The 23708-nt window shown below is 73.7% G+C and carries 17 protein-coding genes; 8 read left to right on the top strand and 9 right to left on the bottom strand.

What is annotated here, in order from left to right; genetic code table 11:
* Positions 1-2: 2 nt before the first annotated feature.
* The 8 genes from LXN57_RS09550 to LXN57_RS09515 form a co-directional block, all read right to left on the bottom strand.
* Positions 3-1994: a response regulator gene (locus tag LXN57_RS09550; RefSeq protein ID WP_251797668.1), complete on the bottom strand. Its 1992-nt coding sequence runs from the start codon at positions 1992-1994 to the stop codon at positions 3-5.
* Positions 1991-3070, bottom strand: a complete 1080-nt coding sequence (cheB, locus tag LXN57_RS09545; protein ID WP_251797667.1) for a chemotaxis-specific protein-glutamate methyltransferase CheB — start codon at positions 3068-3070, stop codon at positions 1991-1993. Before cheB ends, LXN57_RS09550 begins: the two co-directional genes overlap by 4 nt.
* A complete protein-coding gene (locus LXN57_RS09540) occupies positions 3070-5199 on the bottom strand; it encodes a hybrid sensor histidine kinase/response regulator (RefSeq protein ID WP_251797666.1) in 2130 nt (709 codons plus the stop codon). The genes cheB and LXN57_RS09540 overlap by 1 nt, the downstream gene beginning before the upstream one ends.
* A gap of 93 nt (positions 5200-5292) precedes the next feature.
* Positions 5293-6762, bottom strand: coding sequence for a methyl-accepting chemotaxis protein (locus LXN57_RS09535; protein WP_251797665.1), 1470 nt, complete (start codon positions 6760-6762; stop codon positions 5293-5295).
* The gene (locus LXN57_RS09530) at positions 6762-7331 is read right to left on the bottom strand and encodes a chemotaxis protein CheW (protein WP_251797664.1); all 570 of its coding nucleotides are present in this window, start codon (positions 7329-7331) and stop codon (positions 6762-6764) included. Before LXN57_RS09530 ends, LXN57_RS09535 begins: the two co-directional genes overlap by 1 nt.
* A complete protein-coding gene (locus LXN57_RS09525) occupies positions 7328-8743 on the bottom strand; it encodes a CheR family methyltransferase (protein WP_251797663.1) in 1416 nt (471 codons plus the stop codon). The genes LXN57_RS09530 and LXN57_RS09525 overlap by 4 nt, the downstream gene beginning before the upstream one ends.
* Positions 8740-9240 carry a chemotaxis protein CheW gene (locus LXN57_RS09520; RefSeq protein ID WP_251797662.1) on the bottom strand — a complete coding sequence of 167 codons (501 nt, stop codon included), beginning with the start codon at positions 9238-9240 and terminating at the stop codon, positions 8740-8742. The genes LXN57_RS09525 and LXN57_RS09520 overlap by 4 nt, the downstream gene beginning before the upstream one ends.
* 53 nt (positions 9241-9293) lie before the next feature.
* Entirely contained in the window at positions 9294-10712 is a 1419-nt protein-coding gene (locus LXN57_RS09515) for an acyltransferase family protein (RefSeq protein WP_251797661.1), read from the bottom strand.
* A 302-nt stretch (positions 10713-11014) separates the two neighbouring features.
* Between LXN57_RS09515 and LXN57_RS09510 the strand changes: the two genes are divergently transcribed.
* From LXN57_RS09510 to LXN57_RS09480, 7 genes are all read left to right on the top strand, one after another.
* Entirely contained in the window at positions 11015-11938 is a 924-nt protein-coding gene (locus LXN57_RS09510; protein ID WP_251797660.1) for a CAP domain-containing protein, read from the top strand.
* Positions 11939-12069: 131 nt separating this feature from the next.
* On the top strand, positions 12070-12795 hold the full coding sequence (locus LXN57_RS09505; RefSeq protein ID WP_251797659.1) for a L,D-transpeptidase family protein: 726 nt from the start codon (positions 12070-12072) through the stop codon (positions 12793-12795).
* Positions 12796-12996: 201 nt separating this feature from the next.
* Positions 12997-14316 carry an efflux RND transporter periplasmic adaptor subunit gene (locus LXN57_RS09500; RefSeq protein ID WP_251797658.1) on the top strand — a complete coding sequence of 440 codons (1320 nt, stop codon included), beginning with the start codon at positions 12997-12999 and terminating at the stop codon, positions 14314-14316.
* Positions 14313-14996 (top strand): ABC transporter ATP-binding protein, encoded by a 684-nt coding sequence (locus LXN57_RS09495; RefSeq protein WP_251797657.1) that lies wholly within the window; start codon positions 14313-14315, stop codon positions 14994-14996. The genes LXN57_RS09500 and LXN57_RS09495 overlap by 4 nt, the downstream gene beginning before the upstream one ends.
* Complete coding sequence (locus LXN57_RS09490) at positions 14993-16177, top strand: ABC transporter permease (protein WP_251797656.1); 1185 nt, start codon at positions 14993-14995, stop codon at positions 16175-16177. Before LXN57_RS09495 ends, LXN57_RS09490 begins: the two co-directional genes overlap by 4 nt.
* A 67-nt stretch (positions 16178-16244) precedes the next feature.
* On the top strand, positions 16245-17099 hold the full coding sequence (locus tag LXN57_RS09485; protein ID WP_251797655.1) for an EamA family transporter: 855 nt from the start codon (positions 16245-16247) through the stop codon (positions 17097-17099).
* A gap of 137 nt (positions 17100-17236) precedes the next feature.
* On the top strand, positions 17237-18298 hold the full coding sequence (locus LXN57_RS09480) for a GGDEF domain-containing protein (protein ID WP_251797654.1): 1062 nt from the start codon (positions 17237-17239) through the stop codon (positions 18296-18298).
* On the opposite strand, the gene LXN57_RS09475 is transcribed toward LXN57_RS09480, so the two are convergent.
* Positions 18282-22403: a hypothetical protein gene (locus tag LXN57_RS09475; protein WP_251797653.1), complete on the bottom strand. Its 4122-nt coding sequence runs from the start codon at positions 22401-22403 to the stop codon at positions 18282-18284. The genes LXN57_RS09480 and LXN57_RS09475 overlap by 17 nt on opposite strands.
* A 1030-nt stretch (positions 22404-23433) precedes the next feature.
* Here LXN57_RS09475 and LXN57_RS09470 point away from each other — a divergent pair.
* Positions 23434-23640 carry a hypothetical protein gene (locus LXN57_RS09470; RefSeq protein WP_251797652.1) on the top strand — a complete coding sequence of 69 codons (207 nt, stop codon included), beginning with the start codon at positions 23434-23436 and terminating at the stop codon, positions 23638-23640.
* The last annotated feature ends 68 nt before the right edge of the window (positions 23641-23708 follow it).

Below are 23708 nucleotides of genomic sequence, written 5' to 3'. Positions count from 1 at the left end.
GCTCAGCCGGTCCGGCGGGCCTGGGCCCGCCGGTCGGGTCCGCCGGACGGCGGGGCCGGGGGCAGCGTGAACCAGAAGGTCGCGCCGCGCCCGTCCTCGCCCTGGGCCCAGATCTCGCCGCCGTGGCGCTCGACTGCCCGGTGCACCGTGGTCAGGCCGATGCCGGTGCCGGGGAAGTCCTCGGCGCTGTGCAGGCGGGCGAACGGCCGGAACAGCTCGCCGGCCTTGCCCGCGGGGAAGCCCGCGCCGTTGTCGCGCACGAAGAACCCCTCGGCCGTCTCGCCCACCTCGATCGCGGGGCGCTCGACCTTGCGCGTGAACTTCACGGCGTTGTTGATCAGGTTCTCCAGGATCACCCGGACCAGGCCCTCGTCGGCGTCCGCGCCCATGCCGTCGCGGACGGTGAAGGCGACCTTGTGCTCCGGGTCGCGCGCCTCGACCTCGCCGATCACCTGCCACGTCGTAGCGGTCAGGTCGAACTCGGACCGGCGCAGGTCGCCGCGGCTGGCCCGGGCCAGGATCAGCAGCGACTCGACCAGGTCGGCCATCCGGTGCGCGGCCGCCTGGATGCGGCTCAGCCGGCGCCGCATCTCGGTGCTGAGCGGGTCGTCCTCGTCGTCCAGCATGTGCTCGGCGAAGCTGCTGATCACCTGGAGCGGTCCCCGCAGGTCGTGCGAGACCGAGCCCGAGAACGCCTCCAGCTCGCGGTTGCGCCATTCCAGCTCCTCGACCAGGGCTGCGCGGGTCTCGGCCAGCTGCCGGGCCGATCGTTCCTCGGCGGCGTCCAGCTCGCGGCGCATCAGCTCCTCGCGGATGCGGCGGCTCTCGTCGTGCGACTGCTTGCGCCGGATCTGCGTACGCACATGGGCACGCAGCGCCTCGGCGCCGGAATCCGCCCGTACGTAATCGTCGGCCCCCGCCTCCAGGCAGGCCAGCATGTCGTCGTCGGTGGTCCCGGTCATCACCACCGGGGTCTCGCCGATCACCGGCACTTCCTTGATCCGCCGGCACGCCTCCCGGCCCAGATCGCCCGAGAGGCCGAGACCCAGCACGATGCAGTCCACCGGCTGGGCGGCGAGCAGGTCGAGCGCGTCGTCGGTGGCGGCCACCGGGATCACGTTGTAGCCCTCGTCACGCAGCGCCGCTGCCAGGTCGGCCAGCCGCTGCCGGTCCGGGGTCAGCGCGAGCACCTTGCTCGGCCCGTGCAGGCTGCCGGTCCGGTCGATCGGGAGCTGCTCGGAGCTCTGCCGCAGCACGGCGTTCAGCTTGGCCGGCACGATCGCCAGGTTCTGCTGCTTGCGCACGAACGCGTCGGCGCCGGCGTCGAGCATCTGAAGCTCGGTGGCGTAGTCGTCGGCGGCGGTCATCAGGATGCACGGGATGTCGCGCAGCGCCGGGTCGAGCCGGATGCGGCGGATCACGGTGGCGCCGTCGATGCCGGGCATCACGCCGTCGACGATGACCGCCTGCGGCCGCCGGTCGGCCGCCACGCGCAGGCCGTCCTCGCCGCTGGGGGCGGTCAGCACGGCGTAGCCTTCGCTCTCGAGCAGCTCCCGCAGCTGCTCGCGGAAGGTCATGCTGTCGTCCACGATGAGAACGGTGGTGCGGTCGTCGGCGCGGGCCGGGCCCTCGCGCAGCAGCTGGCGCACCCGGGCCACGACGTATCCTGCATCGTACGGTTTTCCGACGTACTCGTCGGCGCCGATGCGTAGCCCCGCGAGCCGGTCGGCGACCTCGTCCTCGCTGCTCAGCAGCACGGTCACCACCTGGGCCCGGCTCGGCATGCCGCGCAGCTCGGTGAGCAGCTCCAGCCCGTCGGCGTCGGGCAGCAGCACGTCGAGCACGGCCACGTCGAAGTCGTCGCCGACGAAGGCCGCCCGCGCCTCGCTCCCGGTGGCGCACAAGATCGTGCGGAAGCCGTCCGCCTCGAAGGTCTCGTGCAGGTCCATCCGGACGGTGAGGCTGTCGTCCACGATCAGCACGCGGGGAATCATCGCCGGCTCCCCGCGGGCTGGAGCTCGACGATCCGGGCTGCCATCCGGGCCGGCGACAGCACGTAGGCGGCCGCGCCGAGCAGGGCGGCCTCGCGGGGCATCCCGTACACGACGCAGCTCGCCTCGTCCTGGGCGAAGGTGACCGCGCCCCGGGCCCGCATGGTCAGCAGTCCCTCGGCGCCGTCCCGACCCATGCCGGTGAGCAGGCAGCCGGCCGCGGTCGCGCCGTACTCGGCGGCCACCGACTCGAAGAGCACGTCGACCGAGGGACGGCAGGAGTGCCGGGGCGGACCGTCGGTGACCCGGAGCATCCCGCCGCGCACCAGCAGGTGCCGGTCGGGCGGGGCGAGCACCACCCGGCCGGTCAGCGCGGCCACCGGCGTGCGGTCCCGGGCGTAGCTGACGTCGCGGCCGGTCTGCCCGGCCAGCCAGTCCGAGAACGCGACGGCGAACGGCTCGCTGGCCGCGATGTGCTGCACACAGAGCACCGGCGGCAGGAAGCCGGCCGGCAGCGCGCGCAGCAGTTCGGTCAGCGCGCCCGGGCCGCCGGTCGAGGCGCCCAGGGCGACCACGCGCAGGGCGTCGGACAGCGACGCCGCGGACGGCGTGGCGACCGGCGGAGCGGTCGGCGTCTCGGCGCCGGGGCGGCCGCGACCGTCCAGCCGGGCCCGGGGGTGGGTGATCACCCGGATGCGCGAGACGAGGCGGACGGCCGCGCACAGCCGCCGCCCCCAGTTGGCGTCCGTGGCGTCGCCGCGCGGCTTCTCGAGCACGTCGACCGCCCCCGCGGCCAGCGCGTTGTACGTGCTGAACAGCTCCTTGCGGTCGGCCGACGAGACGACCAGGATCGGCGTCGGGTGCTCGGCCATGATGTGCTCGGTGGCGGCCAGGCCGCTCATCGTCGGCAGCATCATGTCCATGGTCACCACGTCGGGCCGCAGGCGCGCGACCATCGCGACCGCGTCGCCCCCGTCGGTCGCCTCGCCCACCACCCGCAGCTCGGGGTCGGCGGCGAGCGACTCGCGCAGGTGGTGGCGCATGGTCGCGGAGTCCTCCACGAGCAGGACACGGATCATCAGAGGATCAGCCTCCGGATGTGCGTGAGCAGCTCCTCCTGGTTGAACTCGCCCTTGACCACGTACGCCGAGGCGCCCGCCTCGATGCCGCGGCGCTTGTCCTCGGCGCTGGCTCGCGAACTCACCAGGATCGCCGGCACGTGGGCGAGCTGCGGGTCGGCCCGGGTCCGGGCGACGAACGTGAAGCCGTCGATGCCGGGCATGTCGATGTCGGTCAGGTAGAGGCCGTACCGGCGGCTGCGGGCCCGTTCCAGGCCCTCCTCGCCCGAGGCGGCCAGGTCGACCTCGTAGCCGGCCGACTCGAGGATGCTGCGCTCGAGCATGCGGGTGGTCAGCGAGTCGTCGACGACCAGGATCGGCATCCTGGGCCTGGCCGCCGCCGAGGCGTCGCCGCGCGCGGTGGTGCTCTCCTGCCGGGCCTCGGCCACCAGCCCGTGCGCGTCCAGCACGAGCCGGGGGTTGCCGTCCAGGTCGATCGAGACGCTGCCGATCACCGGGGCGGCCGGAGCCAGATCCGGCAGCGGGCGGGCGACCAGCGTGGAGATGCCGGCCAGCCGGTCGACGCCGATCGCCACGGTGTCGCGGTCGGCGGTCAGCACCACCGCGACCCCGGAGCGGGGCTCCTCCCCGGCCGGCACCCGCAGCGCCTGGGCCAGCGGCAGGAACGGCAGCACCTCGCGCTCGTGGGCGAGCCGGGCGGTGGCGGTCGCGGTGGCCACCTCGTCGGGGCTCAGCCGCACACACCGGCGCACCGCGTCCAGCGGCATCGTGGTGGTGGCGCCGGCGGCCTCGACGATCAGCCCGTTCATGCTGAGCAGGGTGAGGGGCACGATCAGGCGTACGGTGGCGCCCTGGCCCGGCCGGTTGGCGATGGACACCTCGCCGCCCAGTTGCAGGGCCACGTCCCGGACGACGTCCATGCCGATGCCGCGGCCGGCCACCTCGGTGACACCGGGCGCGGTGCTGATCCCGCCGTGCAGCACCAGGTCGATCAGTCCCTGCGGGCCCGGATCCAGGCCGGGGGCGAGCAGGCCGCGCTCCTCGGCGGTGCGGCGCAGGGCGGCCAGGTCGAAACCGCGGCCGTCGTCGGTGCAGCGGAACTCGGCGTACCGGCCGCGCCGCTCGACGTGCACGGCGACCGTGCCCTCGACGGGCTTGCCGGCCGCGACCCGCTGCTCCTCGGCCTCGATGCCGTGCACGACCGCGTTGCGCACGACGTGCAGGTAGGCGCCGCTGATCAGGTTGAGCAGGTTCGGGCCCATCCGGACGTCGGCCCCGCTGGCCTGGAACCGCACCGGCTTGCCCTCGGCGTCGGCCGCGTCCCGCACGGCCCGGCGCAGCGCCGTGAAGATCGATCCGGCCGGCACCAGGCGCAGCCCCTCGGCCCGGCCGCGCACCTCGTCGAGCTCGCGTTCGACCTGGTCCACGGCGTCGGTGAGCCGGCGGCCGAGCACGCCCAGCTCACCCGCCAGCCGTCGCACGGAGGTGCGGGCGGAGGCGTCCGAGACGGTGGTGCGCCCGACCCGCATGCGCTCGCCGAGCGTCTCGACCTTGCGGTGGAGGCGGTTAAGCGTCCGGCCGCCGTCGCGCAGCGGGGCGATGCGGGAGCTGGCCTCGCCGATGGCGTCGAGCAGGTCGTCGAGGTCGGCCGTGGCGGCCCGCTCGGGCCGGTCCGAGGCCGCGTCGGCCCCCCGGGCCAGCTCCGCGTCGACGTGGGCCTGATCGACCTCGGCCTGCGTGGTGGGCGCGTTCAGCGGAACCGTGCGGATCGGCTCCTCCGGTTCGGCGGGCGCCGGCTCGGCCGCCGGTGGCGCGGGCGCCGACAGGGCCGTCACGAATCCGGAGATCTCGTCGTTCAGGCGCAGCAGCTCGCGCATCTGGTCGGCCGGGAGCGCCGGGATGCTCTCGTCCCGGTGCGGGACCAGCACCTCCTCAAACTCGTGGGCCCGGTCCGCGATCTCCTGCTGCTTGACGACCCGGGCCGCGCCCTTGAGCGTGTGTGCGAACCGCAGCAGCCGGGCCACCACGTCGGCCTCGGGCTGCTGGTCCAGGTCGAGCACGCCGGCGCTGATCTGGTCGATCAGCTCCTTCGCCTCGATCCGGAAGTAGCGCAGCGGATCCCGCGTCATGACCGACTGCACCGAGTGGCACACCGCGTGCGCCTCCGACGGCCTCGCAGACGAGGGCGAGGGGGGCATGGCACTGCAAGCTCGGCCCCCATGTCAGTGTCGCCCGGTGCCGACCAGGTCCAGCAGCTCGCTGGAGAGCGTGCTGAGGTGGGCCGCGGTCTGCTTGGTCTGCACGGCGCTGGCCTCGGTCTCGCGGGTGACCCGGGCGGTGTCCGAGGCCGCGATGTTCACCTGCTCGACGGCGGTGGTCTGCTGCTTGGTGGAGAGCTCGATCTCGCGGGTCGCGTCGCTGGTGGTCGAGACCAGCCCGGCGATCCGGCGGAACGAGCTGGTGGCGTCGTCGAACTGCCGCGACCCGGAGTCGACCGCCTTGGCGCCGATCTCGGTGGCCATCACGGTCGTGTTCACCGCCCCGCGGACGTCCTCGATGAGCGCCCGGATCTCCTTGGCCGACCCGGCCGTCCGGTCGGCCAGCTTGCGGATCTCCTCGGCGACCACCGCGAACCGCCGGCCCCACTCGCCGGCGCCGCTGGCCTCGATGGTCGCGTTGATGGCCAGGATGTTGGTCTGCTCGGCCAGCTCGGACACCAGGTCGGCGACCCCGCCGATCTGCTGCGACTTCTCGCCCAGCGCGAGCATGTGCTGCACGATCTGGTCGACCTGGGTGCGGATGGCGGCGATCGACGTCCGGGTCTGCTCCACGGTGGCGTCGCCGGTGCGGGCGGCCTCCGCCGTCTCCTCAGCGATCTTGGAGACCCGCTGGGCGCTGTCCGCGATCTGCCGCGAGGTGATCAGCAGCTCGCTGATCGTCGTGGTGATCTCGTTCATCGCGCTGGCCTGGTCCCGGCCGCCGGAAGCCTGTTGCGCGGCGGCCGCCTCGAGCTCGGCCGAGGAGCTCTGGATGTGGCCGACCGCGGCCCCCACCTCCCGGCGCAGGTCGCGGCTCAGCTTCCAGGCCACCGCGGCGGACCCGAGGATGAGCACCGCGCCGATCACGATGATGAACGCGCTCGCCATGGTGGCGCGGCTCGACGACTCGTCCCGGCGGCTGTCCACCACGATCGACTGCCGATCGATGAGCCCGGCGAGCGCCTGCTGCACGGCGATCCGGGCCGCCTTGAGCTCCTGGTTGCCGGCGAGCTGGGTGACGTTGCGCAGGTCGCTGAGCCGCGAGCGCTGCTCCATCACCGGCGCCAGCAGGGCGGCGTGCTTCTCCTCGGCTGCGGCGACCGCGTCCAGCAGCTCGTGCGACGGCGTGTCGGTCATCGACTCGCGCAGTTCGGCGGCCTCGGCGAGGAACTCCGTCCGATCCTGCTCGGTGGCGCGCAGATACTCGTCGGAGGCGGTGAGCAGGTAGGCGCGGTAGTCGGCGATCCGCGACTCCATGTGGCTGTTGAGCTCCTCGGAGCCGACCAGGTTCACCCGCGCCGACGTGATCACGTTGTCCTTGCTGTTCATCACGTAGCGCAGGGTCAGCACCGAGGTCGCCGTCATCAGCAGCGTGAGCGCCAAGGTCAGCCCGAAGCCGGCGGCGAGCTTCGTGCCGAAAGTGCGTTCGGCCATCATGGTGCGTTCTCCTCGTCGGTGGCTTGCGCGTGTCCGGCCAGCGCGTGCACCAGGGCCCGCGCGGCCGGGATGTCGATGATCGGGCGGCTGCCGCCGGGCAGGTCGACGAGCCCGCGCAGGGTGCCGCCGCGGCCGTGGCCGCCGTCCTCGCCGTCCTGACCCGTCTCGCGGATGATGTCCGAGACGGCCGCCCGCACGTGCCCGTCCAGCTCGTGGAAGGCCAGCCCGAGCGGCGGCGTGCCGGCCGCCAGGACCAGCCAGCGCGGCACCTCGGCGACCGGATGGTCGAGCAGCGCGGCGAGGTCGTAGACGGGCACCACCGCGCCGGCGAATCCGGCCAGGCCGAGCAGGGCGGGCACCGGCCCGGGCAGGGGCGTCACCGGGCGGTCGGGGTGCACGCCGGAACTCTGCGAGAGCTTGATCGCGTACGGGCGCCCGCCGGCCCGGATGGTCAGGAGCTCCAGATGCTCCTCGTCGTGGCTGCGGGCGGGCTCGGCGAAGGACCGGTCGAAGTCGTCGCGCAGCCGGTCGACGCGCCGGGAGACCGCGCCGGAGCGGACGGTCACGGGCGTACCCCGCACGCGTCGAGTTCGGAGCGGCACACCACGGTCAGCGCGAGGCGACCGAAACCCCCGCCGAACAGGGTGATGCGATCGTCGTCCTCCCGCGCCAGCAGCTCCAGCGCGCGCTCCAGCTCACCGGCCGCGACGCGGTCGTCGCCCTGCCGCCGCGCGAGCTGCCCCAGCCGCATCCGGGGCAGGGCGAACCCCGGGTCCAGGTACGCGGCCAGGCGGTACTGCCCGATGGCCTCAGCCACCGCCGAGCCGTCCTCCAGGCAGAGCCCGAGCAACTGGTGCGCGTCCGCGTTGAGGCCGTTCTCCTCGCTCAGCCGGCGGGCCAGTTCGATCGCCTCGTCGAGCCGGCCCGACTGGGCGAGCAGAACGCCGTGCAGCAGTTCGTCGCGGGCGCGCGACGGGCCGGTCCGGGGCGCGGCCATCAGCTCCAGGGCGGCGTTGAAACGCTCCTGCCGCAGCAGGTCCAGGCTCCGCTCGTAGACGTTCTCGTCCGGCGGCGGCACGGGGGTTCCCGGCACCCGGGCCGCCGGGGACGACGGCTCACCCGGGGCCGCCGGCGACGAGATCCGCTGGGCCGGGGGCGGGCCACCCGCGCGGCGGTAGTAGAACGTCTTGTGGGTGTGCCGCAGTTCCAGCCCGGCCGGGTCGCGGCCGAGCGAGTCGGTGTGCCCGAGGAACAGATAGCCGCCGGGCGCGAGCGCGTTGGTCATCCGCTCGACCAGCGCCGAGGTCACCGCCGGGGTCAGGTACATCAGCAGGTTGCGGCAGAAGATGACGTCGTACTGGCCGTGGTTCCAGACGCCGTCCCCGGGCTCGGCCACGTTCGTCCGCTGGAAACGCACCAGCCGGCGGATCTCGTCGACCACCCGGAAACCACTGTCGTCGGGACGGAACCAGCGCCGGCGCACCGCGTCCGGCGTCTCCCGCAGCGACCACGCGGAGTACCAGGCCGCCTCCGCCTTGCGCAGCACCGCCGGATTGGCGTCGATGCCGGTCACGTCGATGATCCAGTCGGGGTCGGACCGCACCTGCCGCCCGCTGATGGCCAGCGAGTACGCCTCCTCGCCGGACGAACAGGCCACCGAGAGCATCCGCAGGATCCGCTGCGACGAGCGCGCGTCGGCCCGCTCGGGCAGGGCGTCCTCGCGCAGCGCCGTGAACTGCTCGCCGTGCCGGAAGAAGTAGGTCTCGGTGATGCTGAGCCGCTCGACGAGCACCGACAGCTCGGCGTCCCAGGGCCGCGAGGCCAGCCGGGCCAGGTAGGCGCTGACGCTCATCCCGTGGTCGGCGGCCCGGTCCCGCAGCAGACCGGCCAGCGGTGGGGCGTCGTTGTCGGCGAAGGTCCAGCCCAGCAGCCGGGCCAGCAGCTCGCGGAAGCGGGCGATGTGCGCCGAGTCGCTCACGAGGGCTCACCCGCGTTCACGGCAGCCGCTTCCCACACCTCGTCGGGCACCGCGCGCAGGCTCTGCAGCAGCAGGAGCGGCTCGGCGCCGAGGGTGCCGACGCCCGCGACCATGCGGGTGCTGCCGCCGCCGAGCAGCGCCGGGTGGCCACCGGTGGGCTCGGCCTCGACGACCCGGATGCCGAGGATCTCGCCGGTCGCGAGCGCGATGGTGCCGCGCTCGGTGCGGACGGCCAGGTAGCGCTCGGCGTCGGCCGGCCCACCCCCGAGCAGCCGCGACACGTCGATGACCGGGGTGGGCACGCCGCGCAGCACGGTGATGCCGCGCACGAAGGGCGGGGTGCCGGCCAGAGCGCGAGCCTCCAGCGGCCGCATGGTCTCCACGACCTCGTCCAGCTGCACCGCGCACAGCAGCGGCCCGGCCCGGAAGACGAGCGCAACCAATCCGGCCCTCGCGCTCTCGTCGGCGGGCGCGGGCACTTGTCCGTACTGCCGCATTCGCTCAGATTAGCGAGACTTCATCCCGCTTTTCCGAGATTCCTTCACACCGCTCATCTCGGGTCGTCCCGCTGTTCGAGCGGCGGGGACCGGAACCAGTCGACTGGCTCGACCGGCTCGACCGGGCCGGTCGGATGGGGCCGGCGGCCGGCCACGGGGAGGCCCGGGTCGTGCCGCTCGGCGCCGGGCAGCGGTTCGTCATCGGTCGGCGGGACGCCGTCGGAGGGCAGGTGGCCGGCCTCGGGCAGGTGGCTGGTCTCGGACAGGTGGCCGGCCTCGGGGGTCGTGGTCCGGGGGAGGGGCGGCCAGTTGGCGGGGGCCCGGCTCATCGCGGCCGCGGCCGAGAAGCGGGCCATCGGGGCGCCGGTCGGCTGCGCCGAGAGGGCCGGCTCCGGCTCGGGCGCCGGTTCGGGCTCGGGCGACGGAGGCCGGGGTGCGGCCGAGGCGGTGTCGGGCCACAGGCGTGGCCGGCGGCGGGCGGCCACGTCCTCGGCCCAGCCGAAGGCGATCATCGCGCCGAGCGTGAGCACGAGCGCCACGACCAGGTCGGTGGCCGGGCCGATGCGGTCGGCCAGGTCGTCGAGCGCGACGAAGGCCAGCACCGGCCACACCGCGGCGATCGCGGTGTTGTGCCACAGATAGATGGTCACGGCCCGGGCGTTGATCACCGAGACGGCGTGGTCGAGCGGGCGGATCCGGGCCAGCCAGCCCATCGGCGGCTGCCAGCGCAGCACGACCAGCACGAACGCCAGCGACCAGAGCGCCTGCGACTCGGGGACGTCGTTCAGGTCGTACGTGCCGTAGTCGTACGCGAACCAGGCCGCCCCCGCCGCGAGCGCCAGCGCGACCGGGAAGGCCAGCCACGGCCGCAGCCCGCGCAGCCGGCCGTCGTGATGGGCGAAGCCGGCGATCCAGCACGCGCCGTACGCCACGAAATCCCACAGCGCGGCGTCTGCCGTCTCCGGCAGCTCGAAGCCGGTCACGCCGAGCCCGGCCATGATCACCAGCGGCAGCGCGACAGTGGCCCAGCCGATCCGCTTCCACAGGGCGAACAGCAACGGCGAGAGCAGGACGAACCAGACGTACGCCCGGAGGTACCAGAGCGGTTCCCAGACGTCCACGGCCCGATCGCTGCCGGGCGGATCGCCGAGGGGCAGGATCCAGAACGCCAGCCGGGCCGGGCTGAACGGATGCTCGCCGTCGTCCTCGGCCGCCCAGCCGGTGACCAGCATGACCGGCACCGCGATCAGGCCCAGCAACCACAGGGGCGGGAGCAGGCGCCGCAGGCGGGAGCTGACCACCTGGGCGGCGTCCCGCCTGGTCAGCGAGGCGGCGGTCAGCGAACCGGCCAGCGCGAACATGACACCCATCGCGGGGAGCACGACGGACAGCCAGGGCCAGCCGAACAGGTGGTAGACGATCACCCGGACAATTGCGGCGGCACGGAGCAGATCCAGGTATCGATTGCGCACCGCGACGAGGTTGCCAGTCCGCTGCCCGGCGCTGCGACCTCCGCACGGACGGGAACAACAGCACCGCAGGCTTACCCCGTACGCATGAACTGTCCGTTTTGTCGGTGCGTTTGTGCGACGGCCGTGCTGCCCGGAGAAACGGCAAAACTCCTGCTGACGGCACCCGTGGCAGCGACGCCGGCCGGTGCCTGCCCGGTGACGGCCGCGCGGGCGCAAGTGACCGTGCCCGGTTTGTGACGTTGACCTCCGGTGGAGGTGACCCGGAGCGGCCGGGTGGCCCTGGAGGATGGGGATTACGGGGTATGCGGAAACCAGTCGTGGTGGTCAGTGCGGCGGCGGCGCTTCTGCTCGGGGGCGGCTTCGTGGCGACCTCGGCGGCCGCCGACGAGAGGCCGGAAACGCCGGGCTGGAGCAGCTTCTGGTGGCCGAGCCTGTTCGGCGGCGGTGACGACGGAAGTAGCTTCTCCGGCGGCGACAACTTCGCGGGTGACGGCTCCGGCGACTCCGGCGACGGCGAGCCGTCCGCCGGTCGGGGGCCGGCACTCGACGACTCCCGCTCCCGGCCCGGTTCCTCCGCCCAGGGCGACGACCACGTGCGCCGGCAGCAGGACCGGGTCGCTCTGCCTCCGGCTCAGCCCCAGAATTCCGTACGAAATAATGCCCAGGCACCCACTCAGCCCAAGCATCAGACCCTCGCGGCCCAGCCGAAGCAGCAGCACCGCGAGCAGCCCAGGGTCGTGCGGGAACAGCCGCGCCAGGTGCAGCGGCCCGCCGCCGACGTGATGGCCGGCGCCCGCCAGGCCGTCACCGCGTCCGACGTCTCGGCCAGCCCGTCCGCGCCCGTGCAGCAGCGCGTCCTCCGCCTGATCAACCAGAACCGGCGGCACGGCGGCTGCGATCCGTTCACTCTGGACCGCCGGCTGATCGAGGCGGCCAACGACCACGCGGCCGACATGGCTCGCCGCGACTACTTCGCACACGAGTCGCCCAGCGGTGACAGCGCGGGCGACCGGGTGAGCGAGCGGGGATACAGGTGGAAGCGTTACGGCGAGAACATCGCCCGCGGCGCCGACAGCGCGTACGAGGTGGTCAACGGCTGGATGAACAGCCCCACCCACCGCGAGAACATCCTGGACTGCCGGCTGCGCGAGATGGGTGTCGGCCTGGCCATCGCGCGCGACCGCACCCCGTACTGGGTGCAGGATTTCGCGACCCCGGAATCCTGACGAACTTCTCTCAAGCGGCGTGCGCGCGGACCGATGTGACCTACCGGTTTCGCGCCACGCTCCTTCCCGTGGAGTCGTGAGCGGCACTGCTGTGCTTCTATGTGCGCACACGTTTCTGGGGAGGAACCACAGTGGGATCGAGACGGGTTGCGGCCGGCGTCGCGTTGGCGGCGATGGTCGGCGGCGGTCTCGGCGCGGTGGCGCTGTCACCGGCCGGGGCGAGCGCCGCCGTGGCTACGACAGTGGTGACCAAAGCCGCCGCGGCGGGCTGTTCGACCGGCAAGTACCAGAAGCAGGTCGAGACGCTGATCAACAAGATCGGCATGTTCGGCAAGACCAAGGTCGACGGCAAGCAGTCCGCCGCCGACTGCAAGATCATCAAGAAGTTCCAGACGCGGTACGGCATCCAGCCGGCCGCTGGTCTGGCCGGCCCCACGACGTGGGACGTGGCCAAGCGCCTCGCGGCCACCAAGGTCGCGGCGTGCAAGCCGAAGAAGTCGGGCTACACGTTCTGCGTCAACCTGACGCAGCAGACGTCGTGGATCATGAAGAACGGCAAGCAGTTCGCCGCTCCGACCGTGGTCCGCACGGGCATGAAGAACTACCGCACGCCCTCCGGCACCTACAAGATCAACAAGCGCACGAAGAAGGAATGGTCCGACCCGTACGAGGTGTGGCTGCCCTACTGGCAGCGCTTCCAGGGCGGTAAGGGCTTCCACCAGACGACCTACATCCACGACAAGTGGCGCGGGTCCCACGGCTGCGTGAACCTTCTGCCGAACGACGCTCGCACGTACTGGAACGTCGGCAAGATCGGTATGACGGTCAAGCTGATCGGGCGTCGTCCCGGCACCTGATCGCTTCACCACTGAACGAAGGCGGGCCGCTCTTGTTGGGGCGTCTGTCTACGGGTCGGTGAGTTGTGTACGACGAAGGCGGGCCGCTCTTGTTCGGGCGTCCGTCTTCGGGTCGGTGAGTTGTGTACGACGAAGGCGGGCCGCCGCGGGGGGTCCGCCTTCGTTCTTTTCTTGTCGGTGGGCCGACATAGAGTGGCGTGCGTGTCCGAACACCGCCGCCCTTTTGTTCTTGCCGTCGCCGGGGTCCTGCTGGCCTCGTCGACCGCCGCGTCCTGCGGCGACGAGCCGACCGACGTGCGCCTGGGCGAGGCCGCGCGCGGCACGGTGGCCGAGATCGTCGAGGCGCCCGGCTCGGTGACCGCCCGGGCCGCGGCCACGGTCAGCGCGCCCGCCGCCGGCACCCTCGACGACCTGCGGGTCGAGCCGGGCCGCCGGGTCACCAAGGGTCAGGTCCTAGCGGTCATCGACGCTCCCGAGCTCGAGGCCCGGCGCCGTTCCGCCGAGCGGGCGCTCGACGAGGCGTCCCGCGGTGGGGGCGGCTTCTCTTCCTCGAGCGGCTTCTTCGCCGTACGGCGCAAGACCGACAAGCAGGCGGCCGACGCGTTCGAGCAGGCCCGCGCGGCCGCCGCCAAGATCGCCGACCCGGCCCTGCGCGAGGTGCTGCTCAAACAGGTCGACGCGGCCAACCAGCAATACTCGGCGGCCTCGTCCGCGGCGGCCGCGGCCCTGCGCTCGGTCGAGCGGGGCGTGGCGTCGCTGGGCGAGGCGGTCAGTTCGCTGTCGGCGGCCCAGCGGCTGCAGGCCCAGCAGGCGTACGAGCTGGCCGACGCGGCAGTCGAGGCGCTGACCCTGCGGGCGCCGGTGGCGGGGGTCGTGCAGTTCGGCGGCACGGCCGGGGCGAGTCCGTCGTCGCTGGGCGACCTGCTGTCCTCCGGCGGCGCCGCTCCGGCCGCGGCCGGTGGTGGCAGTGGGCTGCCCGGCGTCGACACGGCCGTGCCCCGGGGCGCCTACGTCGCGGCCGGCACCCCGCTGTTCACCGTGGTCGACGTGAGCCGCCTCGGGCTGCTGGCCGAGGTCGACGAGACCGACGTGCTGCTGGTCAAGCCCGGGGTCAAGGCCACCGTCGAGCTCGACGCGGCCACCGGTTCGGCCTACGAGGCGAGCGTCCGCTCGATCGACCTGCTCCCGACCACGTCGGCGCGCGGCGGGGTTTCGTACAAGGTACGCCTCGACCTCACCCCGGGCGAGGACGCGCCGTCGCCCCGGCCCGGCATGAGCGCGGTGATCCGGCTGCAGGTGCGCGAGGCCGACGACGCCGTCACCGTGCCCGCCTCGGCCATCATCAACGTCGACGGGCGCGACACGGTGTGGGCCGTCCGCGGCGACAGCTACGAGCGGGTGCCGGTGACCCTCGGCGTGCAGGGTGAGGACGTCGTCCAGGTCACCGGCGGCCTCGACGCCGGCCAGCGCATCGCGGTCTCGGGCGCCGACGAGATCCAGCCGGGCGACCGACCCTCATGACGGCGGCCATCGTCGCGACCGGCGTCAGCCGCACCTACGACCTCGACGGCGTCTCCGTGCCCGCGCTGCGGGGCGTGTCGCTGACCATCGAGCCGGGCGACTACCTGGCCATCGTCGGCACCTCCGGCTCGGGCAAGTCGACGTTGATGCACCTGCTCGGCGGCCTCGACCGCCCCACCGGCGGCACCCTGCTGATCGGCGGGCGGGACGTCTCCGGGCTCACCCCCGGCGAGATGGCCAAGCTGCGCAACGAGACCATCGGGTTCGTCTTCCAGTCGTTCCATCTGCTCGCCCGCACCACGGCCCGCGACAACGTCGCCCTGCCGCTGGTCTATCGCGGCATCGGCCGGCGCGAGCGGCGGGCCCGGGCCACCGAGATGCTCGGCCGCGTCGGGCTGTCGCACCGCGTCGACCACCGCCCCAATCAGATGTCCGGCGGCGAGCAGCAGCGCGTGGCGATCGCCCGGGCCCTGGTCACCGGCCCGTCGGTGCTGCTGGCCGACGAGCCCACCGGCAACCTCGACTCGGCCACCGGCCAGTCGGTGCTCGCCCTGCTCGAATCGCTCAACGCCGAGGGCGTCGCCGTCGTGCTCGTCACCCACGACCGCGAGGTGGCCGCCCGCGCCGAGCACCAGATCGTCATGCGCGACGGCCTGATCGTCTCGGCGGCCGACGCGTGAGGGTGGCCGAGGCATGGCGGGTCGCGCTCGATGCGCTGCGGGCCAACCGGCTGCGCAGCATTCTCACCATGCTCGGGGTGGTCATCGGCGTGGCCGCGGTGGTGGCCCTGGTCGGCATCGGCACCGGCACCAAGGGCCAGATCGAACAGCAGGTCGAGGGGCTCGGCTCCAACCTGCTGCTGGTCGTGCCGGGCCGGCTCGAAGCCGGGTCGGCCCCCGCAGCCTCGACGATGACGCTGGACGACGTCGAGGCCGTGGCCCGCGTGGTCGGCGACCGCGACCGGGTCGCCGCCACGATCGCGTCGGGCGAGACCGTGCGCGCCGGCTCCCGGTCGGCCTTCGCCAGCATGCAGGGCGTCCTCGACAACACCCCGACCGTCTTCGTGCGCCGGCTCGACCGGGGTTCCTACCTCACGCGTACGGATGTGACGACCGGCCGCCGGGTGGCGGTGCTCGGCGCCGGCACGGCCACCACCCTGTTCGGCGACCGCGACCCGATCGGCCGGCAGATCACCATCGGCGGCGTCCGGTTCCGGGTCATCGGCACTTTCGAACGGCTCGGCCAGAGCCTCGGCGTCGACCGCGACAGCGAGGTCCACGTGCCCGTCACCGCGGCCCAGCGGCTGCTCGGCACCGAGCGCATCGACGGCCTGGCCATCCGGGCCCCCGACCGCGAACGCATCAACCAGCTCAGCACGGCCGTCGTCGACACCCTGACCGAGCGCCACCCGGACAGCGACTTCAGCGCCGTTACCCAGGAACAGATCCTCGGCGTGCTGGGCGACATCCTCGGCGTGCTGACCGGGGTGCTGGCTGCCATCGCGGGCATCAGCCTGCTCGTCGGCGGCGTCGGGGTCTCCAACATCATGCTGGTCTCGGTCCGCGAACGGACCAAGGAGATCGGGCTGCGCAAGGCCGTCGGCGCCCGCCCGCGCGACATCGGCGTGCAGTTCCTGCTCGAGGCGGTGCTGCTGACCACGATCGGCGGCGTGCTCGGCATGGCCCTCGGCGTCACCGCGGCGCTGCTGGTCGACGCGCTGTCCCCGGTCCCGGCCGCGATCACGTGGTGGTCGCTGGCCCTGGCCTTCGGCGTCTCGGCGATCGTCGGCATCGTCTTCGGCGTGGTTCCCGCCCAGCGCGCCGGCCGCCTCGACCCCGTCGTCGCCCTGCGCACCGAATGAGCCGTTCCCCCTTGTCTTCCGGCTCCGCCTTGTCTTCCGGCTCCCCGGCTTCGGGCCTCGGCCGCCGGTGAGCCGCCGCTTCCAGGCCCCCGCGCTCCTGATGGCTCTCACGGCCATCGCGTCGGTGCAGGTGGGCAGCGCGATCGCCACCGGCCTCTTCGACGAGCTGGGCGCTTCCGGCGTGACCCTCCTGCGCCTGGCGTTCGCGGCGATCATCCTGGCCGCCTTCACCCGGCCGCGCCTGAGAACCTGGTCGCCGGCGGCGTGGCGAGCCGCCGGACTGCTCGGCGTCGCGATGGCCGGCATGAACCTGATCTTCTACCTGTCCCTGTCCATGGTCCCGTTGGGCATCGCGGTCACCGTCGAGTTCCTGGGCCCGCTGCTCCTCGCGGTCGTACAGACCCGGCGCGTGCTCGACCTGCTGTGGGCCGCGCTGGCTGCCGCCGGCGTGCTGCTGCTCGGCCTCGACAGCGGTGGCTCGGCCCCCGTCGCCGGCCTCGTGCTCGCCTTCGTGGCCGGCCTGTTCTGGGCCTCGTACATCGTGCTCAGCGCCCGCCTGGGCGGCCTGGTTCCCGGCACGGGCGGCCTGGCCGTGTCACTGGCGGTGGCGGCGGTCCTGGTGCTGCCCTTCGGCGCCGCCGGAGCAGCCGAAGTGACCAACCACCCCTCGCTCCTGCTCGGTGTGGTCGCCGTGGCCGTACTGTCGTCGGTCCTTTCGTACGGCCTGGAACTGAACGCTCTGCGCCGCATCCCCACTCGGGTTTTCGGCATCCTGATGAGCCTCGAACCCGCAGCCGCCGCCGTGGCCGGCCTGATCATCCTCCGGCAACGCCTGGGCCCGGCCGAAGTCGTCGCCCTCACCCTGGTGACCGTGGCCAGCGCCGGCGTCACCCTGGCCCCTCGTGACCGAATCCCGGCCTGATCCCTCGTGACCGAACCCCGGCCTGACCCCTCGTGACCGAACCCCGGCCTGACGGCGAAGTGTCCGGCCCGGCGGCCAACGGCTCATGATTTCCTCCGGGTGGCCGATTGTTCGGGTGACGAGGGGGAGGGCGGACGGTGCGTTACCAGCTCCGCGACGAGCAGGGGGCAACCCACAGCGTCGCGTATCTGATGCTGGCCGCGGTACCCGTCGTCTTCCTGACCGGCATCGTGCTGCCGGCGGAACACCCGGTCGGTTGGGTCGTCGCCACCTTGTTGACCTGCGGTTTCATGGCCGTAGCGGGTTCGGCGGCGCGGTGGCGGCCCGGCTGGATCCCGCGCGTCTGGTGGCTGATCGCGCCGTTCGCGGCCATCGCGATCATCGCCGGGATGAACTTCGCGTCGCACGACGCCAGCGCGGGCGCTCAGCTCTTCTATCTGTGGCCCGTGCTGTACGCGGCCAATTTCCTCAGCAACCGCATGGTGGGCCTGGTGCTGGTGCTGATTTCGGCCGGTCACGCCGCGGTGGCGTTCTCGACGCTGACCCCGGCCAAGGCGCTCTCCGACTGGATCTCGGTGACGGTCGCGCTCAGCCTCACCGCGTTCGTCGTGGGCTCGCTGCGCAACCGCAACGACCGGCTGCGTCAGGTGCTCGAGTCGCAGGCGCTGGCCGATCCGCTCACAGGAGTGGCCAACCGGCGGTCCTTCGACCTCGAGCTGGCCCGCGCGGTGACGTGGGCGCGGCGCGGCGGCGAATCGCTGGCGTTGATGACGGTGGACATCGACTACTTCAAAAAGATCAACGACACGTACGGCCATGGGGTGGGTGACCAGGCCCTCCAGGTCGTCGCCAACTCGCTGCGGGTGGTCGCGCGCCGCGAGGACGACCTGGTGGCGCGGCTCGGCGGCGACGAGTTCGTGGTGCTGCTGCGCACCGACCGTGCCGGCGCGGGGAAGGCGGCCGACGAGGTGCGTACGGTGCTGGCCGCGGTTGACGGCCTGCCGTGCGGCCCGCCCGAGCTGAGCATCGGCGTCGCCGTGCTCCCCGACCACGCCGGCACCCCGAGCGACCTGCAGGCGGCGTCGGACGCCGCCCTCTACGAGGCCAAACAGGGCGGCCGGGGCCGTACGGCGATGGCCCGCCCACCGGCACCCCGGCAGGGCGCGGGCCGGCACAACGAGATCAGCGCGGCGGGATGACCGGCTGCTCGGCCGTCGACTCGTCGAGGGCGTTCCGGAGTCCGAGGATATCCTCCCGCGTGCGCGGGTAGGGCCCCCAGCCGTCCCGCAGAACGTGGATGTAGACCGCCTCCAGGCAGACGCCGACACGCGCCGCGAGGTCGGTGTCCTCGGGCCGGCCGAGACGCACGGCCCGCGCGAAGTGGTCGAGGGCCTCCATGTGCCGCCCCTGATCGAAGCAGGACCGTCCGGCGTTCTCGTGCACCACGCTGCGCAGCGTCTCGGGCACCTCGGAGCCGGTGGCCTTCGCGAAGAGCCGGTCGGCCTCCTTGAAGTCCCCGCGCAACCGCAGGATGTGCGCCAGCTCGGCCTGCGCGATCACCTCGGACTGCATGTCGCGGGCCGACTCGGCGTGGGCGAGGGCCAGCCTGCTGGCGGCGGCCGCCATGCCGAGCTCACCCAGCAGCCGGTACACCTCGGCCCGCACGCTGAGCAGCCCCGCCTTGGCGACGTTGTCGACCTCGTCGGCCAGCGGCCCGTCCAGGCGTTCCCCGAGTTCCCGCAGCGCTTCGCGGTCGTCGACAACCTCCCGCAGGGTCCCGCCGTCGAGCCGCCACCGGATGGCTTCGAGGTCCGCGGCCGACAGAGCGGGCCGCTCCTTGACCGGCTCGACCTCCCGTTCCCGCGGCATCCGCGGAGCAGCCATCCGCTCGTCGATCGTCGCCCGCACCGAAGCCGCGTCCACCGGCTCCGCACCAACCGGCGCCTCGTCCTTGACCGCAGGCTGCTCCCCGGTGATCGTCACACCCTGGAACAGCGCCGACAGGTCCAGGTCGATGACCCGCCCGTCGCCCTGCGCGGACAGCGCCTCCGGCTGCTGCCCCTCCGGCGTGCGCTGTTGCTCGGGCTGCGTGCCCACCGGACCGGCCTGGCTGGTGGCCGGCGGCTGCCCGTGCTGACCGGTTCCCGCATCCTGCTGGTCGGCTCCGGCCGATAGCTCGGCCGGCCCGTCCCCGTTCTGCGAGAGCTCTCCGGCCGGGTCTTCCCCTTCACCCGCCGGCCGGCTGAACCACATCCCACCGAACGAGGTCTCCGCAACCCGCTGCGGCGCGTCCGGCCCCGACACCGCAAGCCGCCCGATCGGCCGCAGGTTGTGCAACGTGCCGTCCGGATCCATGTACGGCGCCGCGTGGGCGCCCAGCCGCGCCGGATCCGCATCGCCGCCCGGCGACCGGTCACCGGCCCCCGTGTGATCGGACTCGGCGCCCGGTGCCGCCCGGCCATCGTCATCGGCCGGCGCCGCACCGCCACCGTTCGACAGCCCCGGCGCGGCGAGCGGCCCCTCAGCTGGAGTCCGCTGAGCCGGCACGTCCGGCCCGCGCTGCTCGGTGTCCGCACCGTCGACGCGCGCACCCACCCCGACGCCCGGAGACGCCGCCCGCGGCCGCAGAGGAAAGCCGATCTGCGACGAGGTCCCAGACCCACCCGATTCCGCCGGCGCACCAGGGGCCACATCGTACTGGCCTGCCCCTGCCTGCCACGCCTCCGGCCGACGCGCCTCGTCCTCCCGCAGCGGCTGGGTAGGCATCTCACGCTGCGGCTGCCGGGGAACAGCCGGGCTGGGCGGCACCACACCACCACGGGGCGAGCTGACCGGCGCAGACGCCAGCGACGTAGGCCGCCCACCCTCACCTGCCCACGGCGACTCGGCCCCCGAACCGCCGGCCCGTTCCGCACCGTCCCGCCCGGCAGCGGCCGTCCCAGACTCGTGCTGACCGGGCGTGTGCTGACCGTGCTGCGCTGACCCGTGCTGCTCCGACGCGGGCCCACGCTCACCGGCTGTCTGCCGGCCCGCCGCTTGCGGCTCTGATGCGTCCTGGCTGGGCATCGTTTGGGCCGACGAGCGCTGTCCCGGTGTCGGTTGCTCCGCCGCGTGCTGGCTGGCGGCCGGGTAGCCGGGCGTGTGCTGGCTCGGTGCCACCTGACCAGCCGCGTGTTGCTCCGGCGCGGGCTCCTGCTGTTCAGGCGTCTGTTGACGCGCGGCGCGCTGCACCGGCGTGTGCTGACCCGGCACAGGCAGGTGTTCGCTGGGCAGCGCCTGACCCGACGGGTGCTGACCCGGTGCCGGCTGATCCGCCACGTGCTGGTGGGAAGTCGGGTAGCCCGGCGTCTGCTGCGCAGGTCGGTGTTGCTCGGGTGCTTGCTCCTGCTGACCGGGAGCCTGCTGACGCGCGGTTTGCTGCGGCGGCGTGTGCTGGTCGGGCGTGTGCTGGTCGGGCGTGTGGTGGCCTGGTGTGTATTGGCTGGGTAGCGGTTGGCCCGGCGTGTGCTGGCCCTGCGTCTGCCGGCTCGGCGCCAGCTGACCCGCCGCCTGCTGGCTGGAAGATTGGTAGCCAGCCGTGGGCGGCGTGGGCTGGTGCTCCTGCGGCGCGGGCCAGTGCTGACCGGGAATGTGCTGGCGGGCGGCTTGCTGGTCGGCCGTGTGCTGGCCGAGTTCGTGCTGACCTGGAAATTGCTGGCGCTGGGCTTGCTGCCCTTGCGTGTGCTGACGACCGGGCACAAGTTCACCGGGCGTGTGCGGGCCGGGCGTGTGCTGGCGCGCGGCTTGCTGGCCGGGGTCGTTCTGATCGGGCGTGCGCTGACCCGGCCCGTGCTGGCCGGGCACAAGTTGACCTGGCGTGTGCTGGCTGTGCACAGGCTGACCCGGTGTGTGCTGGCCCGGCGTGTTGCGCGCAGATCCTTGGAGGTCGGGCGCGGGGGCGCGCTCGTGCGACGCGTGTTGGCCGGGGGCGGCCTGTGCGGGTGTGCGCGGCCCAGGCTGGTGCTGGTCAGGCGTGGCCTGCGTGCGCGCGTGCTGCGCCGCTTCGCGATAGCCGGGTGCTTGCTGGTCCGGCGTGGGCCGGCCGGGCATCGACTGGTCCGGCGCGTAAGGATTTGGTGTGTGGCGGCCTGGTGTTTGCGGGCCGGAGATCTGGTGGCCGGGCGCGGCCGGCATGGGCTGACCCGGCGCTTGCTGGTTCGGCGCGTGTTGTGCTGCTTCGCGGGAGCCGCCGGCTTGCTGGCCGGGTGCCGGCTGGCCAGGCGCGTACTGGCCAGGCGCGTTGCGGCCGGACATGGGCTGACCGGGCGTGTCCTGGCTGGGCACGTACGGCGTGGGGGAGTGCTGTCCCTGTCCGTCCTGGTCGGCGGCGGAGTGCGGGGACGCTGGGGTCTGCTGGGTGGGGACCTGCTGGTCCCCGACGGAGTGGCCTGCCCCCGGCTGGCCTCGGTCCGGCTGAGCGGGGGAGGGCTGACCGTGCGGGTGCTTGTCCGCGTCGTGGGCGGAGCCACCGAAGAGCTTGTCCACGGCGCGGCGGAAGAAGTCGCCTGTCTTGTGGTGGCCGGGGGCGTGGTCGGCGGCGGCCTGCTCCTCGGGTCGCGGCGCCCACTCGGAAGGCTGCCGCCCGGGGCCGGAATCTCCGGTCGGCTGGGGGCGGGACGCCGCCGGGTCTCCGTAGGGCGGAACGTGGTCAGGCGGGGACGTGGGCGCCGGTTGCGGGTTTGCCGGCGGGCCGTACTGCCTGAGCGGTAGCGAGGCATCGGGAGCCGCCTGCTGCGGAGCGCCGGGCTGCCGGGTCGCGGGCGGAGCGTCGGTGTGGGCCGCCTGGCTCTGCGGTGCGTCGCCGTGCTGGGCGCTGCTCGGAGCGTCGGTGCGCGGGCCACGGCTCTGCGGGTTGCCGGGCGCGACCGGGACGTTGATGCGCGGCATGCCGGGCGCGATCGGAGAAGCGTCGCGCGGATCCGGCCCCTGCGGCGTGACCGGCGCGTTGCTGCGAGATTCGGGGCCGTGCGGGGCCGAGACGGGCGTGCCGGGCAGGCTCGCTGCGGGTGCTTGCGGCGCGGCCGGGGACATCGGCCGATAAAGCTGCTGCTCCGCGGCCGCGGGCGGCACCGTGCCAGCCTGCGGCTGCGGCTGGCCGGGAGCACCGGGCGACACCGGGCGGCCGAGGCCACCGCTCGGCAATGCGGCCGGGGGCGCCTCGTCGGCCACCATCGACCACGGGTCGTCACCCTCGGCCAGGAAGACGTGTGCGGTGCGCGGGCTCCGCCGGGAGCGCGGCATCTGGAGCCGCGGGTCGGTCGTCATGAGCGACGGGTCGACGGGATTCTGCGGCTGAACCCCGGGCTGCTCGGGAGCCTGTGGCGCCCACCCACCGGACGCGTTCGGCGGCACAGGCCGACGCGCGGCGCCCTGGGCCGACCCGTCCGGCGCTTGCGGTGGTACGGGCCCGCGGTCGGCGGGGTGGGTCGGTTCGTTGGGCACGTGCGGTGGCAAGGGTCCGCGCGTGGCGGGGCGAGCCGGTCCGTTGGGCGCCTGCGTTGGCAGGGGCCCACGCGCGGCGCTCTGGGCCGACCCGTCAGGCGCTTGCGGTGGCACGGGTCCGCGCGCGTCGGGGTGGGTCGGTCCGCTGGGCGCTTGCGGTGGTACGGGTCCGCGCGTGGCGGGGTGAGCCGGTCCGTTGGGCGCCTGCGTCGGCAGGGGCCCACGCGCGGCGCTCTGGGCCGACCCGTCAGGCACTTGCGGTGGTACGGGTCCGCGGGTCACGGGCTGGGCCGGCCCGTTCGGCGCCTGTGCGGGCTGGGGTTCGTGCTGGCCGGGTGTGACGGGTCCGCGCTCGGCGAGCTGGGCCGGTCCGTCCGGCGCCTGCGACGGCCCGGTTTCGCGACGGCCGGGTGCGACCGCGCCGCGCGCCGCAGCCTGGCCGGGCAGGTCACGAGTGGTCGTGCCGGGTTCGGCGTTCCGGGGGGAACGCTCCGGGTCGGCCGGAATCCGGTTGTCGGCGCCAGCCGGCGCGGGACCAGCGGCCGCCGGGATCAGGCCCGGAGGCTGCGGCGGCACGGAGGGCCGGGCCGGAGCGGGCCGCGGCACGCTCGGCGCCGCGACGCGGGCCGGCGGAGCGGCCGGGGGAGGACCGGCCTGGGCCGGAACGACAGTCGGCGGTGCGGCCGGAGCCGGGGTGGCGGGCGCCGGCGGCGGGCTGACCACCCGCGCGGCCGGTGTCGGCGCATGCGTTCCCACGACGCGCGGTGCAGTCGGCGGGTCGGCCTTGACCACACGGGGGACGGGCGGCGGCTCCTCCTTGCCGACCACCCGAGGCTCGGCGGGCGGTGCGGCCTTGCTGATCACGCGCGGCCCGTCGGCGCCGTCCCGGCCGTCAGGCTCGGGCTCAGCCGTACGAGGCTCAGCGACCGGCGCCGAAGCCGAGGCGACCGGCGCCGAGGCAGCGGCCACCGTGTCGTGCTCGGCCGTGCCCTCGCCGACCCAGGCCGGCGAGACCTTCGCCCGCCCGGCCGTCCGCGGGGTCTGTTCGACCCAGCTCTGACCGTCAGCCGGACGGCCGTCGTTCGGGCGCTCGTCCGCAGCCCAGCCTTGGCCGCCGGCTGGGCGGCC

Source organism: Paractinoplanes hotanensis (assembly GCF_023717965.1).
GTDB lineage: Bacteria > Actinomycetota > Actinomycetes > Mycobacteriales > Micromonosporaceae > Actinoplanes > Actinoplanes polyasparticus.
The sequence above is the reverse complement of the archived record's forward strand: the minus strand, read 5'-3'. Positions and strand labels throughout refer to the sequence as shown.